The organism is Streptomyces sp. NPDC051214, assembly GCF_040682375.1.
In the GTDB taxonomy this organism is placed as follows: Bacteria; Actinomycetota; Actinomycetes; order Streptomycetales; family Streptomycetaceae; genus Streptomyces.
In genome coordinates this window covers 50,032-65,340 of record NZ_JBFBAT010000003.1, presented here as the reverse complement: position 1 = coordinate 65,340, position 15,309 = coordinate 50,032, and the positions used below count along the sequence as shown (strand labels likewise).

General features: G+C 72.4%; 10 protein-coding genes. 2 read left to right on the top strand and 8 right to left on the bottom strand.

Annotation, left to right across the window (positions count from 1 at the left end):
- Nucleotides 1–14: 14 nt before the first annotated feature.
- The 5 genes from AB0M70_RS08365 to AB0M70_RS08345 are packed head-to-tail and all read right to left on the bottom strand — an operon-like array spanning nt 15 to nt 5,623.
- Entirely contained in the window at nt 15–887 is an 873-nt protein-coding gene (locus tag AB0M70_RS08365; RefSeq protein ID WP_365817715.1) for a sugar phosphate isomerase/epimerase family protein, read from the bottom strand.
- Complete coding sequence (locus tag AB0M70_RS08360; protein WP_365817713.1) at nt 884–2,107, bottom strand: substrate-binding domain-containing protein; 1,224 nt, start codon at nt 2,105–2,107, stop codon at nt 884–886. Before AB0M70_RS08360 ends, AB0M70_RS08365 begins: the two co-directional genes overlap by 4 nt.
- Nucleotides 2,107–3,117 (bottom strand): ABC transporter permease, encoded by a 1,011-nt coding sequence (locus AB0M70_RS08355; RefSeq protein ID WP_365817711.1) that lies wholly within the window; start codon nt 3,115–3,117, stop codon nt 2,107–2,109. The genes AB0M70_RS08360 and AB0M70_RS08355 overlap by 1 nt, the downstream gene beginning before the upstream one ends.
- Nucleotides 3,114–4,082, bottom strand: coding sequence for an ABC transporter permease (locus tag AB0M70_RS08350; RefSeq protein WP_365818745.1), 969 nt, complete (start codon nt 4,080–4,082; stop codon nt 3,114–3,116). Before AB0M70_RS08350 ends, AB0M70_RS08355 begins: the two co-directional genes overlap by 4 nt.
- Nucleotides 4,083–4,114: 32 nt before the next feature.
- Nucleotides 4,115–5,623 (bottom strand): sugar ABC transporter ATP-binding protein, encoded by a 1,509-nt coding sequence (locus AB0M70_RS08345; protein ID WP_365818743.1) that lies wholly within the window; start codon nt 5,621–5,623, stop codon nt 4,115–4,117.
- Nucleotides 5,624–5,814: 191 nt separating this feature from the next.
- Here AB0M70_RS08345 and AB0M70_RS08340 point away from each other — a divergent pair, with 191 nt between their 5' ends.
- Nucleotides 5,815–7,008 carry an ROK family transcriptional regulator gene (locus AB0M70_RS08340; RefSeq protein ID WP_365817709.1) on the top strand — a complete coding sequence of 398 codons (1,194 nt, stop codon included), beginning with the start codon at nt 5,815–5,817 and terminating at the stop codon, nt 7,006–7,008.
- Between the two features lie 208 nt (nt 7,009–7,216).
- A complete protein-coding gene (locus AB0M70_RS08335; protein WP_365817707.1) occupies nt 7,217–9,229 on the top strand; it encodes an N-acetylmuramoyl-L-alanine amidase in 2,013 nt (670 codons plus the stop codon).
- A gap of 74 nt (nt 9,230–9,303) precedes the next feature.
- Here AB0M70_RS08335 and AB0M70_RS08330 read toward each other — a convergent pair whose 3' ends face one another.
- The 3 genes from AB0M70_RS08330 to AB0M70_RS08320 all read right to left on the bottom strand — a co-directional run bounded on the left by AB0M70_RS08330 (nt 9,304) and on the right by AB0M70_RS08320 (nt 15,269).
- Nucleotides 9,304–11,646: a glycoside hydrolase family 95 protein gene (locus tag AB0M70_RS08330; protein WP_365817705.1), complete on the bottom strand. Its 2,343-nt coding sequence runs from the start codon at nt 11,644–11,646 to the stop codon at nt 9,304–9,306.
- A gap of 135 nt (nt 11,647–11,781) precedes the next feature.
- A complete protein-coding gene (locus tag AB0M70_RS08325; RefSeq protein ID WP_365817703.1) occupies nt 11,782–12,282 on the bottom strand; it encodes a hypothetical protein in 501 nt (166 codons plus the stop codon).
- 95 nt (nt 12,283–12,377) lie between these two features.
- A complete protein-coding gene (locus AB0M70_RS08320) occupies nt 12,378–15,269 on the bottom strand; it encodes an AAA family ATPase (protein WP_365817701.1) in 2,892 nt (963 codons plus the stop codon).
- Between the last annotated feature and the right edge of the window lie 40 nt (nt 15,270–15,309).

Genomic DNA, 15,309 nt, shown 5'->3' with positions numbered 1-15,309 from the left:
GGGATGGCCGGAGGTCAGAGGGCGGCCACCGCCCGGCGCAGGAAGCCGAGCCCGTCGGTGGCAAGGGCGTCCTGGCTGGGCGCGAGGGGCCGCCAGACGGAGGCGGCGACGGCGATGGCGTCGTTGTGCGCCGTGAACGACTCGATGCAGAGCGGCCCTCGGTAGCCCGCCTCACTCAGCGCGCGCAGGAAGCCGGGCCAGTCGAGGTGGTCGGCGCCGGGGGCTCCGCGGTCGTTGGCGCACACCTGGACGTGGGCGATGCGCCCTGCCGCCGCGCGGACCGCCTCGGGCAGGGAGTGCTCCTCGATGTTCTGGTGGTAGGTGTCCAGAGCGACGCCGATCGACTCCTCGGGCAGACCTTCGAGGCCCTCCACGGTCTGGGCGACGGTGTTGAACAGGCTCGTCTCGTAGCGGTTGAGGGGCTCGACGGCGATACGGACACCGGCGCGTGCCGCGTACTCGACGACCGGCGCGACGTGCTCGCGCCACTCCTCGTACGCCGCCGCCCGCGCCGCCCGGTCCATCCGCCAGGTCCGGCCGACCGCCGCGTACACGGGACCGGCGACCACGGGGGCTCCGATCGCGTGCGCCGCGTCGACGCAGCGGCGCAGGTAGTCCTGGGTGGCGCGCAGCGTGCCCTGGTCCGCGCGGACCAGGTTGCGCTCGTCGGGCATGACGGCGACGACGGCCGCGGGCGTCAAGCGCGTGGCGTCGAGGAGCTTGGCCACCGCGGCGGGATCCCAGTCGTCGGGCTGCTCCAGGGGCAACTCCACGCAGTCGAAGCCCCAGCCCGCGAGGCGGGGCAGCGTCTCACCCAGCACCTCGGTGGTGACCGGCGAGTGCCAGATCCACGGGTTGGCGCCCAACTGCCAGGCGGCATACGTCACTTCTTGCCTCCCCAGTCTCCGGGGAAGCCCGGCATCTCCTGGCAGCCGCACATCGCGTAGTGCAGCGGCGGCATGCCCTCCTGGAGGTACTCGTCGAGGTTGGCCTGCGTGACCGTGGGCTGCGGCAGCTTCCACTCCTTGGGGACCTCCTTTCCGTCCAGGATGCGCAGGGCCGCGATGACCGGCGTGCGCCACTGGAAGGTCGGGTAGGTGGGGGCGATCGCGGTGAGTTTCTTGTCCTTCCACGCCTGGAGGAAGTCCTGCTGGTCCTCGCCGGTGATCGGCGGGACGTCGACGCCCGCGTCCTCGAAGGCCTCGACGGCGGCGACGGCCGTGGCGCCGGAGTCCATCCAGACGCCGTCGATGGAGCCGTGCCGGGAGATCGCGTCGGAGACGATCGACTTCGTCTTGGCGGGGTCGCCGTCGGTGAACTTGGCGTCCACGACGTCCAGTTCGCTCTTGTCGAAGGCGAGCTTCGCCGCCGACCAGCGGGTCTCCAGGACGTCCACGCCGGGAGAGATGCGCAGGGCGAGGATCTTGCCCTTGGGCTTGACCTTGTCGACGAGGAAGTCGGCGGCGACTGCGCCGTAGCCGTAGCCGCCGATGGGGTTGACGAAGGTGACGGCGCAGTCGGTCTCCACACCCCGGTCGAAGACGATCACGGGGAGTTTGCCGCATGCCTCCTTCACCGCCGGGGTGAGGGTGGCGGTCGTGTTCGGCGAGACGATGAGCGCGTCGCAGTCCTTGTTGCCCGCGAGCTCCTGGATGTCGGAGATCTGCTTGTCGTCCTTGCCCTGGGCGTCGAGGACGGTGAAGTCGTCGATCTCCTTGTGCAGCTTCACCTCGGCCTTCATGTTCTTCAGGCCGACCTGGCGCCAGGGGTTGAAGACTCCGGCGTTGGAGAAGCAGAGGTGGGTGCCGCCCGAGCCCTTCTTCTTGTACCGGGCGGTGTCGGTCATCTCCGGTTCCAGCATCTGCTCCCAGGGCTTGGCCTCCGGGCCCTCGGGGGTCTCCTTGCCGAGCTTCAACTGGCGCTCGTACTCAGCCTGTTCGAAGAACTTGGAGGGCTTGTCCCCGCCTTCGTCCGATCCGGCGGACTGCGAGGCGGCGGCGGGTGAGTCGGGGGGAGTGTCGCTGGAACAGGAGGTGAGCAGCGCGCCCGCGAGCAGAGCGGCGGCAGCGGGCGTGAGCGCGCGCCCGCGGTTCACACGGAGGTTCATCACGAGGGTCTGCCTTCCGAGGAGTGGATACGACGGCGGCGCAGCCGGGACCAGTCGGCGGCCCCGAGCCCGACCGCGGCGATGACGATGACGCCCTGGACGGTGGACTCTAGGGCGCCCGATACGCCCTGCAGATTGAGCAGCGTGAACAGGGCCTGCAGCGAGAAGGCGCCCGCCATCGCGGCGACCACGCTGCCCCGGCCGCCGCCGAGCACGACTCCGCCCAGGACCACCGCGGTGATCGCCTCGAACTCGTAGCCGCGGCCCGCCTGCGCGGAGACCCCGGAGAAGCCGCCGACGAGGACCGCGGCGAGCGCCGCCGCCACACCGGACAGGACGAAGGCGATGACGCGGGCGCGGTGCACGCGGACTCCCGCGAGGGCGGCGGCGCGTTCGCTGTCCCCGGTGGCGATCAACGTACGGCCGAAGTCGGAGCGCATGAGCAGGACGGCGACGATGCCCGCGACGAGGCAGGCCAGGACCGCCCAGGGCAGCCAGCCCAGGGCGGTGCCGCGCCCCATCTGCCGGAAGCCTTCGGAGAGTTGCCCGTGCGGGGAACCGCCCGTCCAGAAGAAGACGGCGCCCTCCAGGATCAGCATCATGCCGAGCGTGGTGATGAACGAGGGCACTCTCAGGCGGGTGGTGATCAGCCCGCTGACGAGGCCGGTGACCGCGCCCGCGAGCAGCAGGCCCGCCGTGATGAGCGGCCAGGGCGCGCCCGGGAACGAGCCGTACACTTCGGCCGCGGCGACGACTCCGGCGGTGACGATCGCGCCGACCGACAGGTCGAACTCGCCGCAGACGATGACCAGATACTGCCCGGCGGCGAGGATCACCAGGGGCGCGGCGCGCTTGACGAAGGCGAGGAAGCGGTCGGGTTCGTAGAAGCCCGGGTCGGTGGCGGCGAGCGCGACGAGCAGGACGACGAGGAGCGCGTAGACGGGTGCTCCGGTGCCGAGGGAACGTACGACTCGCTTGTGGGGGGCGACGGTCGCCGCGCCGCTGCTCATGCGGACCTCCTGCTGCCGCGCCGGGCATAGATCGCGACGGCGGCGATGATGACGACGCCGCGCACGACGTTCTTGAAGAACGGGTCGACGCCGAGCTGGTTGAAGACGGAGTCGAGCACGGCGAGCACGAGGACCCCGCCGAGGGTGCCCGCCACTCCCCCGCGCCCGCCCGCCAGGATGGTGCCGCCGAGGACGACGGCGGCGATCGACTCAAGGTCGTAGCGGGCCTCGGTGCCGGCCCAGGGGGCGCCCGCGCCGAGCCGTGAGGCGAGGAAGAGGGCGGCGGCGCCGACACAGAGCGAGCACAGGACGTGCGCGGCGATGACCGTGCGGCGGGTGCGGACGCCGGAGAGCCGCGCCGCATGTTCGTCGCCGCCCGTGGCGTACAGGTGATGCCCGAAGCGGGTGCGGCGGGTGATCACCCACATCGCGGCGGCGACGGCCGCGAGCAGGAAGAGCGAGACGGGGATCGGCCCCATCCGGTCGTAGCCCAGGTGCTGGAAGGAGGCGGGGACCTTGCCCGCGGGTCCCGTGTAGTTGTCCTCGATCCAGCCGCGCAGGATGAACGCGGTGCCGAGCGTCGCGATGAACGCGTTGACCTTGAGCCCGGTCACGATGAGGCCGTTGGCGAGTCCGACGGCCGCCGACAGGGCGAGGACGGCGAGCACCGCGGTGACGACGCTGCCGTCCTCCATGGTGGTGGCGGCCACGAGGGTGCCGAGGCTGATCAGGTACGCCACCGACAGGTCGAGGGAGCCCGTGAGGATGACGGCAGTCTGCCCGACGGCGACCAGACCGAGGGCGACGCAGTTCTGCAGGATGCCGACGACGTTCGCGAGCGTGAGGAAGTCGCCGCCGCGTGCGGCGACCACGATCCAGCCGAGCGCGGTGACGGCCCCGGCGGCGAGCCAGACGCCGACGGCGGGATCGGTGAGCCTGCTGCGGCTGGGGGCGCGGGCCTTCAGGGAGGCGGGCGGTGGGGCGAGGCTGGTACCGCTCACGCGACGGAGTCCTTTCCGGACGGGGCGCTCGGGTCGCCGGAGGGGGCGCTCGTGGCCAGGTGCATCACGTCCTCCTCGGACGCTCCCGCCGGCAGTTCACCGGCGATGCGGCCCTCGGCCATGACGAGGACGCGGTCGCTCATGCCGATGAGTTCGGGCAGTTCGGAGGAGACGATCAGGACCGCGATGCCCTCGCGGGCCAGTTCGCGGACCAGGGTGTGGATGGCGGCCTTGGCGCCCACGTCGACACCCCGGGTCGGTTCGTCGAAGAGCAGGACGCGGGGGCGGGCGGCGAGCCACTTGGCGATGACGACCTTCTGCTGGTTGCCGCCGGAGAGGTAGCGGGCCTCCTGGTCCTCGCCGCGCGCCTGGAGCCGTACCCGTTCGAGGAGTGCGGTGAGTTCGCGGGCGGCGGGCGGCTCCCCGCGGGCCGGTACGGCGCGCGTGACGAGCAGGGCGTTGTCGCGCACGGATTGCCGCAGGGCGAGCCCCTCGGCCTTGCGGTCCTCGGTCACCAGGGCGATCCCGGCGCGAATGGCCTGGCGCGGGCTCGTGGGCCGCAGGGCTTCGCCGTTCACCGTCATGGCCCCGCCGGTGAACGGGGCGGCCCCGAACAGGGCCCGCGCCAGGGACGTACGGCCCGAGCCCTCCAGGCCCGCGATGCCGGTGATCTCGCCCGCGCGCAGCGTCAGGTCGATGCCGCTCAGCCGGTCGTTGCCGCCGCCCGTGACGGTGAGGCGTACCTCGCCGATGTCGTCGGGGCGGGCGCGCGGCGGGTAGTAGGCGCTCAGCTCCCGGCCCACCATGGCGCGTACGACCTGGTCGGTGTCGGTGTCCTGGGTGCGTACCGTCGTGACGTGGCGGCCGTCCTTCAACACCGTGATGCGCTGCGAGAGTTCGAAGACCTCGCGCAGCCGGTGCGAGATGTACAGGATGCCGAGACCGCGGGCCGCGAGGCGGCGCACGAGGTCGTGCAGGAGGCCCGCCTCGTGGTCGGCGAGCGGCGCGGTCGGCTCGTCCATGACCAGGACCCGGACGTCGGAGGCGAGCGCCTTGACGATCTCGACGGTCTGCTGGCGGGCGACGGACAGGTCCCGGATGTACGTGCGGGGCGTGATGCCCGCCACGCCGACCTCGGCGAGGAGCTCCGCCGTGCGGGCCTCCATCGCGCGGCGGTCGACGAGGCCGTGACGGGTCGGCTCGCGGCCCAGGAAGACGTTCTCCGCGACCGTCCGGTGCGGGAGCAGCGCGAACTCCTGGTGGATGATGCCGACCCCGGCGGCCTGGGCCTGCGCCGGGTGGCTGAAGGCATGCTCCGTTCCGTCGAGCACGATGCTGCCCTCGTCGGGAACGTGCTCACCCGCGAGGACCTTCATCAAGGTGGACTTGCCGGCGCCGTTCTCACCGACCAGGGCGTGCACCTCGCCGGCGGCGAGGTCGAGCGACACTCCGTGCAGCACTCGCACTCCGAGAAAGCTCTTGGACACCCCGCGCATCGCCAACATCTGTTGCGTCGCCTGCATCGCCTGCACCCTCGGCTCCTTCGGCAGCGGTCTGCAGAGCAATGTGATGAGGGAACTTTGACCTGTCAAGGGCCCAAGCACCTTTCTGCACAAGCAAGTTGACGGGCACTTAGGTCGATCGTCGAACAGCATCAGCCTTGTGAGCAGCCAAACTCGTCCCTAAGGTTGCTGCCATGTCTGGAGCGCCGGATCACCCCGTTTCCGTACCGTCGACACCCGGCGAAGTCCTCGCCCTGCTCCGCACGGGGGCGGTGGAGACCCGCGCCGACATCGCCCGGATGACGGGGCTCGCGCGGTCGACGGTGTCCCAGCGGGTGGACGCGCTGATCGCGCACGGCTTCCTCACCGAGGAGGCGGACGGCGGCTCCACGGGCGGCCGGCCACCGCGGCGGCTGCGCCTGCGCACCCGGGAACACGCCGTGGCGGGCGTCGACTTGGGTGCCTCGCACTGCCGGGTCGCCCTCCTGGACATCGGCGGTGAGATGCTCGCCCTGCGCGAGGACCCGATCTCCATCGCGGACGGCCCGCAGGAGGTGCTCGGCCACGTCGAGCGGACGCTGCACACCCTGCTCAAGGAGACCGCGCGCGATTCCGCCTCGCTCCAGTCCATCGGGGTCGGGGTGCCGGGGCCCGTGGAGTTCTCGACGGGCCGCCCGGTGGATCCGCCGATCATGCCGGGCTGGCACCAGTTCCCCATCCCGGAGTTCTTCGCCGAGCGGTTCGGGCCCCGGGCCCTGGTCGACAACGACGTGAACGTGATGGCGCTCGCCGAGCAGCGCCGCGCCTTCCCCGACACGCGCTATCTGCTCTACATCAAGGTGGGCACGGGCATCGGCTGCGGCATCGTCGCCGACGGCCGGCTGCACCGGGGCGCGCAGGGCAGCGCGGGCGACATCGGGCACATCCGGGTGGGTGACATCGAGGACCCCTGCCGGTGCGGCAACTCCGGCTGCCTGGAGGCGGTGGCGGGCGGTGCGGCCATCGCCCGCAAGCTGTCCGAGCTCGGCCTGCCGGCGACGTCGGGCAGCGATGTCGTACGGCTCGTGAAGTCCGGCAACCGCGACGCCGTCCGCATGGTGCGCGAGGCGGGCCGCGCGGTGGGCGAGGTGCTCGCGGGTTTGGTGAACTTCTTCAACCCCGACACGGTGGTGGTCGGCGGGGCGCTGGCCGCCGTGCACGACCAACTCCTCGCGGGCGTACGGGAGGCGGTGTACCGCAGGTCGCACCCCTTGGCCACCCATGTGCTGCGGATCGAGCCGAGCCGTACGGGCGAGAACGCGGCGGCCATCGGCGCGGGCATCCTGGCCGTCGAGCACGCACTGTCCCCGCGGCAGGTGGACCGGGCCCTGTCGGGCGCCGCGCGCTGATCCGAACAGGTGGACCAGACCTCATTGGTCCACTCCACTGACGCGCCGCAGGCCGTGCGGCCTCCTGGGGCGAAACCCGCCGGGACGGGCGTTGACATGGGAAATTCGCTCCCCTGGGCATGATTGACGGATCGTCGGAGAGCCGGTACCACTGACGCACGCCCGGCCCCGCACGCCCCATCACGCTTCACCGTCCCAGGAGGCTGCATTGCGAGGATCCGCCACCGCCCGCACCCCTGCCGCGCACAGACGCGCCGTCAGGACCGCGTGCGCCCTTGTCTCCGCCGGCCTGCTGCTTCCGCTGCTCGGTGCCGCCCCGTCCGCCTCGCCCACCGCGTCGCCGGGCGCTCCCGGTGCGGGCGGTGAGCTGCAGGGCACCTTCGCGGCCGCGGCCGCCGAATACCGCGTACCGCAGAGCGTGCTGCTCGGGGTGTCCTATCTGCAGTCCCGCTGGGACGCCCACGGCGGCGCGCCGAGCGTGACCGGCGGGTACGGCCCCATGCACCTCACCGACGCGCGCACCGCGGTCGCCGCCGCCCCGCACCACAGCGAGGGCGAGGAGGACCCGCGCGGCGACGCGTCACGGGGAGTCCTCAAGCCGGAGGAGTTCACGGCCAAGGTCCCCGAGAACTCCGAGTTGCCCGCCCGGCTCAAGACCTTGCGCCGCGCCGCCGAGGTCAGCGGTCTCTCCGCCGAGCGGCTGCGCACCGACCCCGCCGCCAACGTACGCGGCGGGGCCGCCCTGCTCGCCGCCGCGCAGAAGAAGCTCGGCAAGCCGCTGAGCGACGACCCGGCCGACTGGTACGGCGCGATCGCCCGCTTCTCCGGTGCGGACGACCAGGCCACCGCGGCGACGTACGCCAACGACGTCTTCGCCGTCATCCACGACGGGCAGTCGCGCACCACGGACGCCGGCCAGCAGGTGGCGCTCACACCGGTCGCCGGCCTGAAGCCGGATGCCGCGCAGGTGCGGGGCATGGGGCTGCGCAAGGCGCCGAAGGGCGAGACCGAGTGCCCCTCGACCGTGTCCTGCGAGTGGATCCCGGCTCCGTACGAGGAGTTCAAGGACCCCAACGGCAACGACGACTACGGCAACCACGACCTGGCGGACCGGCCCAGGAGCCAGAGCATCGACACCATCGTCGTCCATGACACCGAGGGCCGCTGGGAAGGCGTCCTCAACATGGTGCAGGACCCCACGTACGTCTCCTGGCAGTACACCCTGCGCTCCACCGACGGCCACATCGCCCAGCACGTGAAGGCCAAGGACGTCGCCTGGCACGCGGGCAACTGGTACGTGAACTCCAAGTCGATCGGCCTGGAGCACGAGGGCTTCCTGACGGCGCCCGACACCTGGTACACGGAGGCGATGTACCGCTCGTCGGCGCGCCTGGTGAAGTACCTCGCCAAGAAGTACGACATCCCGCTGGACCGCCAGCACATCATCGGCCACGACAACGTCCCGGGCACGCTGCCGTCGACGATCGCGGGCATGCACACCGACCCGGGCCCGTACTGGGACTGGCAGCACTACTTCACGCTGATGGGCAAGCCGTTCAAGCGCACGGCGGGCCCGAACGGCGGCCTGGTGACGGTGGCGCCCGAGTACTCCAAGAACCGGCCGGAGTACACCGGCTGCGTCAAGCCGGGCGAGACGTGCGTGCCGCACGGCTCGGCCGCGGTACGCGTCCACACCGAGCCCCGCGACGACGCGCCGCTCATCAAGGATATCGGCCTGCGGCCCGGCGGCGGCGACTCGACGATCGGCGTGAACGACACCGGCGCCCGCCTTTCCACCGGCCAGCAGTACGCGGTCGCCGACCGCAAGGGCGACTGGACCGCCGTCTGGTACCTGGGCCAGAAGGCCTGGTTCAAGAACCCGAGGAAGCAGCCGACGGCCGTCGACGCGAAGGGCCTCGTGGTGACGCCGAAGGGCGACGCCCAGGAGGTCCCGGTGTACGGGCGCGCCTACCCGGAGAAGGAGGCGTACCCGGCGGGCGTCCCGGTGCAGCCGGTCACGCCCCTGCCGTACAAGCTCCTCGCGGGACAGAAGTACGCGATCGGCGGCAAGGTGCCCGGCGAGTACTTCTACGCGCCGACGTTCGACACGACGCCGCACAAGGTGGTGCGCGGCAAGGACATGTACTACGAGGTGCAGTTCGGGCATCGCGTGGCGTATGTCAGGGCGGCCGACGTGAAGGTGGTGCGCTCGGGCGCCTAGAGCAGGCCGAGGACGGTCGGGGCCGGGTTCGCGTGGGGGCGGACCCGGCCCCGGCCGTCTCGGTGGGCAGGTGCTCAGTCGAAGACGTATCGCTGTCCGGCCCGCGCCTTGAAGGTCTTCTCGCCGCCCTTCAACAGGGCGCTGCGCACGGTGAGTTCGCGGGTGCGGGTGGCCGTGAGGACGATGCGGGTGGCCCGGCCGCCCGACCACTCGACGTCGAGGCGCGCCCCACCGCGCGCCCGCAGGCCGCGCACCGATCCGTCGGGCCAGCTCGCGGGCAGCGCGGGCAGCACCTCGATGACGTCGAACTGGCTCTGCAGGAGCATCTCCACGATGCCGGAGGTCGCCCCGAAGTTGCCGTCGATCTGGAACGGCGGATGGGTGTCCCAGAGGTTGGGCAGCGTCGAGGTCTTGAGCTGCTCGCCGAGCATCTTGTGCGCGTGGTCGCCGTCGCGGAGCCGCGCCCAGAAGTTGACCTTCCACGCCTTGGACCAGCCGGTGCCGCCGTCGCCGCGCGCGGTCAGGGAGACCTTCGCGGCGTCGGCCCACTTGCTGCCCGGCTCGATCTGGCGTCCGGGGTGCAGGGCGTAGAGGTGGGAGACGTGCCGGTGGTCGTCCGTCCTTGAGTCCAGGTCGGCCTTCCACTCCTGGAGCTGGCCCCAGGAACCGACGCGCAGGCCGGGATCGAGCTTGCCGAGGATCTTTTCGAGCTCGGCGCGGAAGGCGGCCGAGTCGCCCAGCACGCGGGCCGCCTCCAGGGTGTTGGTGAGCAGGTCGTGCACGATCTGCTGGGCCATGGAGTCGCCCGCAGTGAAATCGCCGTGCTCGGGCGAATAGCTGGGGGTGACGACGAGGGTGCCGTCACGCGGATCGGTGCGCAGGTTGTCGAGCCAGAACTCGGCAGCCTCCTTCATCACCGGATAGGCGGTGGTGCGCAGGTACGCGGTGGAGCCGCCGAAGCGGTAGTGCTCGTAGAGCTGCGCGGTGAGCCAGGCGGCGGCCTCGGGGAACCAGAAGGCGGTCGACCAGTCGTGGACGCCGGTGAAGCCGTAGGGGTTGGTCTCGTTGTGCACCACCCAGCCCCGTGAGCCGAACATCTCCTTCGCCGTACGCCGCCCCGGTGCGCGCAACGCCTCGACGAAGCGGTCGTAGGGGGCGGTGGTCTCGGCGAGGTTGGCGGCCTCGGCGAGCCAGTAGTTCATCTGGAGGTTGATGTTGGTGTGGTAGTCCGCTGACCAGGGCGGGGTGGTGCTGTGGTTCCACACGCCCTGGAGGTTGGCGGGCAGCGAGCCCGGCCGTGAGGAGGCGATGAGGAGGTAGCGGCCGTACTGGAAGAAGAGGGCTTCGAGGGCCCGGTCGGCGGCGCTCGCACCTGACCCGTACCCCTTGAGCAGCTGGTCGGTCGGGACGTCGGCGGGAGCGGCCTGGCCGATGTCGAGGGACACGCGGCCGAACAGGTCGCGGTGGTCGCGCAGATGGCGGGCGCGCAGCGCGCCGTGGCCGCGGGCGACGGCCTTGTCGACGGTGGCGGTGACGTGTGCGTGCGGGTCGTCCCCGCGGTAGTCGGGGTAGGTGTCGGCGTAGTCGGTTCCGGCGGCGAGCGCGAACCAGACGTGGTCGGCGCCTCTGACGGTGATGCTGCCGTCCGCGTTCGCCGTGCGCGTGCCGCCCTGGTGCACGACGCGCAGCTGAGCCTCGAACTTCAGCCCGTTGTCGGCGAGTTCACCGCGTACGGTCATCCGGCCACCGTCCGCCTTCACGGTGAAGTCGGCGCGGGGCGAGGTGTGGCGCAGGGTGCAGGTGACGCTCGCGGGGCGGTCGGCGGTGAGGCGTCCGACGAGCACGCCGTCGGGGTAGGAGGCGAAGAACTCCCGTTCGTGGCGCACCTTTTGGTGGGTGTAGGTGACGGTCGCCAGGCCGGTGCGGAGATCGAGGGTGCGGCGGTACGTGGCGTCGGGCTCGGCCGGGGCGCCGGGCACGTCGAGGTGCAGATCGCCGAAGGTCTGGTGGGCGCCGTAGCCGCGGCGGGACTGGCCGAGGTCGGCGGCGACCGCGTCGGGGGCGAGCCTGCCGTTCTCGTCGAGGTCCTTCTGCACCGCGGCGAGGGCGCCGGGTCTGGCCTCGCGCCAGTTGCCGTGGTCGTAGCCCTCGCGGGAGCCGGGGCCGCCGGTCCACAGGGTCTTCTCGTTGAACTGGAGTCGCTCGGAGGCGAGGGTGCCGAAGATCATGGCACCGAGTGCGCCGTTGCCGACGGGAAGGGCCTCGCGTTCCCAGTCGGCGGCGGGCGCCGTGTACCAGAGCAGCGATTCATCGGAGGTATCGCGCCCGTCGGGTTTGCTGTCGGCTGCGGTCGCGGTACCGGCGAGTACGCCTCCACCCGATGCCAGTACGGCTGCTCCGCCTACGGCGGACTTCATCGTGGTTCTTCGCGAGATCCCGGGAGTCATGACCGGTCACGTTAAAAGTCCGATGACTGGCCTGGCAAGGCGCATGACAAAACCCACCCCTCCGGCAGGAGGGGTGGGCGAGTGGCCTGCGCGGTGCCGGGCGTGTCAGCCCTGTTGGAAGAGCTCCGCGGGCAGCGGCTTCAGGAGGGCGTACAGATCGTCGGTGATCGGCCGGTCCCAGGCGGCGATGGTCACCAGGACGCCGTCGCTGCGGTCGAACTGCACGCAGGAGATACGGCTTTCCGAGAGCTTGAGCCGGCGCACGATGAGGAGGTTGTCGCCCTGCATCACCGGCATGTCCTCGGTGGTGACGACGGTGACCTCCTCGTCGTTCTCCAGCGCGAGCAGCAGCTGGGCCACCTCGAAGGGCACCTCGTCGTCGGCCGTGTCGCGCGCCGGGGAGCCCTCGGGCAGATTGCCGATGATCATCGCGGGGCCGCGCCCGCCGAAGAGGTCGTAGCGCAGGAAGACGCCCTGGCAGCTGCCGTCGGGGGCGGGCAGCAGGCCCGCGCCGAGATTGCCGGGCCAGTCACCCGGGTCCATGGCGAGGACATCGAAGTCCGGGCCAGCGGGAGTGGCGGAGCTGCGGCGGCGGAGGAAGGACATGCGCCAATGGTACGTGGCCCGCGGTGCTTGTCGGCGCGGGGGCGGCGGCGCCGCGTACGGGGCGCGCGGCGGGCGGGACGGTGTTCAGTGCGAGGTCAGCGGGGGTCGTGGGGCGCGAGTGCGGCAGCGAGACCAGAGCGGTCCGTTCCCACTTTCCGGTAGACGGCGGACAGCAGCCGCACGACCGCCGGCTCGTCGGTGTGCAGCTCCTCGGCGACGCGGGCGGCCGAGTCGCCCCGGGCGGTGAGCACCGCGGCGGTCCGCTCGCGTGCGGTGAGCGTGTCGGTCTCGGTGCTGTGCAGCAGGCGGGGGCGCAGGCCGGCCGCCGCCAGTTCGTCGCGGGCCAGCTCGACCAGGCCGTCCGCGCCGCACTGGACGGCCGCCTCCAACCCCCGGTAGAGGGGGTCGGCGGCGTCCTTGGAGCGGCCGGCGCGTCGCAGTTCGGCGCCGAGGGCGACCAGCGCACACGCGAGTTCGTACGCCGCGGGCGACCGCTCCAGGTGGCTGACGGACTCCTCCAGGAGCTTGATGCGCGCGGAGCCCGACGCCACCTCGGCGGTGATCCGCAGCGCCTGCCCGACCGCCGAAGCGGTGGCGAACCTGCGGGCGCGCCGGACCGCCTCGTACGCGGTGGTGAGGGCGCGCTCGGGGGCGTCCGCTGCCTCGGCGAGCGCGAGGTGCAGCTGCCAGGGGCACCAGGCGGGGTTGCGCATGCCGCGCGGGTCGAGGCGGCGCCCCGTCGCGGCGAGTTCGGCGGCCGCGTCCTTGGTGAGACCGCGGGCGAGCAGCAGTTCGCCGTGCACGGCCTGCGCGTCGGGGAAGACAACGGCCGCGGGGAACGGCGCCCCGAAGCCGTACTCCTCCGCGGTGCGGGTGGCTTCGGCGACGCGGCCACGGGCCAGCAGGATCTCGACGAGGATGCCCACGGCGTACCAGTGGGCGGGAGTCCCCGACCCGACCCGTTCGGCCATCCGCAGCCCCGCGCGCACGAAGTCCTCGGCCTCGGCGAGGCGCCCCCGGCGGAAACGCACGTACCCGAGCAGCGTGTACGCGAACGACAGATGGGCGCCGCGCCAGCCCTGCCGCTCGAAGTCGGCGATCCCGGCGGCGAACAGCTCCTCGGCCCGGCCAGGGCGGTCCGCGTACAGGAAGGTGAGCGCGACGAGGACGGGGACCTCGAAGCCACGGCCCTCCTCGGCCCAGCCGAGCCCGCCGACCAGGGCGCGCTCCGCGTTGCGCACGGCCGTCCCGGCGGGTTCCGCGCGCAGCATCGCGTCCCAGGCGCGCAGCCCGATGATGTACCGCTCGGTGAGGTCGTGCCCCGGCAGCCGGTCGGCGAGGCGGGCCAGGCGCCGTGAGCGGGCGGGCGAGTCCGGCTCGTCGGCCCGGAAGGCGTCCCACATGAACTGCTCGGCCTGCATCCGGATCCGTACCCGTGGCTCGGTGGTCAGCCGGATCTCCCGGGCGAGGGTGTCGGAGGCCTCGCCCAGGCGGTCGGAGTGGGCGAGGACCTGGGAGAGGCGGTAGACGATGCCGTGGCGCAGGGCGGGATCGGTGATGGGCTCCTCGAGCGCGGCGCGCAGGTGGTTGACGGTGGTCGCCGGCTCGGTCAGGAGGGACGCGCAGCCGAGTTCGTAGAGGACGGCGGCGCGGTCCTCCCAGGGCGGGGGTTCCCGCAGGGCGCGGGCCAGATAGCGCCGTGCGGCGTCGGGGGCGCCCGCGCGGACGGTCTCGCGGGCGGCGGCGCGCAGTTGCTGCACGACCCAGGTGTCGCCGTCGGGGTGGACCTCCAGGAGATGCCGTGCGGCGGCGGACGCCCCGAGTCCCGCGTTGACGACCGTCATGGCTGCCTGTCCGTGCAGGGCGACGCGTACGCCGCTGGGGATGGCGCGGTAGACGGCCGTGGCGATCAGCGGGTGCACGAACTCCAGGGTGCGGGCGCCGGTCAGGACCCGGGCGCGGCGCAGCCGGTCCGCGCAGTCGGCGGCCTCGCGCTCGCCGATGCCCGCGACGGTCGCGGCCAGTGCCGGGGAGATCGAGGTGCCGAGGACGGCGCAGGCCCAGGCGAACCGGACGGTGGAGGTGCCGAGGCGCTCGAGTCGGGCGACGAGGCCGCTGCCCTTGACGGCCGCGGCGAGATCGCGCAGCAGATGCGCGCCGGCCTCGTCGGGGGTCAGACCGCGGTCGCGCACCTTCGCGGTGAGCTCCACGGCCTCGAACGGATTGCCCGCGGTCACCGCCCAGCACTCGCGGCAGAACGCGTCGTCGGCGCGGGCGCCGAGCGAGTCGCGCACGAGGCGGGCGACGGCGGTGGCGCTGAGCGGTTCGAGTCCGATGGGCCGCTGTCCGGCACGTCCGGGCAGGCCTCTGAACTCCTCGGCGTGCGCGGGCAGTTCCTCGGGCCGGTAGGCGACGACCAGCAGCAACGGCAGGGCTTCCGCGCGCGGCGCGAAGGCGGAGAGCCAGCTCAGCGACTCCGCGTCGGCCCAGTGCGCGTCATCGATCACGACGACCAGCGGGGCGCGCTGCACGGCGAGATGGGTGAGCACCCAGTCGAGGCCGTCCCGCAGACCCTGCGGGTCGGGCGGCGCGTCGTCCGGCGCCGCGCACAGCCCGAGGGCGGGGCCGACGATGGCGTACCAACTGCCGAGCACCTCCCGCAGTTCCGCGTCCGGGACGGAGGCGAGCAGCGGCTGGACCAGTTGCCGTGCCACGTGGAAGGCGACCCGCTGCTCCTGGTCGCCGCCGCGGGCCGGCGCCACCGTGCAGCCCTTGGCGACGGCGCGGCGCCGCGCCTCGGCGAGCAGGGAGGTCTTGCCGAGGCCCGCTCGCCCCGCGAAGGCGATGAGGGCGCCGCGGGGCCTGTCCGGCGGCTCGGAGCCGTCCTGCGCCAGGCCGCACAGCTCGCTCAACGCCTCGTCGACCGCGGCGAGTTCGCTTTCACGCTCGAAGAGGATCCGTTTGCCGTGGGTGACGTGCTGCACCATGGGACACCCCTCGCCACGGTGGTGCGCCGGGCGCTTCTCG

Coding starts and splice junctions, on each gene's coding strand:
- AB0M70_RS08360 (WP_365817713.1), bottom strand. CDS start 2,107: ATGAACCTCCGTGTGAACCGCGGGCGCGCGCTCACGCCCGCTGCCGCC.
- AB0M70_RS08355 (WP_365817711.1), bottom strand. CDS start 3,117: ATGAGCAGCGGCGCGGCGACCGTCGCCCCCCACAAGCGAGTCGTACGT.
- AB0M70_RS08345 (WP_365818743.1), bottom strand. CDS start 5,623: ATGTTGGCGATGCGCGGGGTGTCCAAGAGCTTTCTCGGAGTGCGAGTG.
- AB0M70_RS08340 (WP_365817709.1), top strand. CDS start 5,815: ATGTCTGGAGCGCCGGATCACCCCGTTTCCGTACCGTCGACACCCGGC.
- AB0M70_RS08330 (WP_365817705.1), bottom strand. CDS start 11,646: ATGAAGTCCGCCGTAGGCGGAGCAGCCGTACTGGCATCGGGTGGAGGC.
- AB0M70_RS08325 (WP_365817703.1), bottom strand. CDS start 12,282: ATGTCCTTCCTCCGCCGCCGCAGCTCCGCCACTCCCGCTGGCCCGGAC.
- AB0M70_RS08320 (WP_365817701.1), bottom strand. CDS start 15,269: ATGGTGCAGCACGTCACCCACGGCAAACGGATCCTCTTCGAGCGTGAA.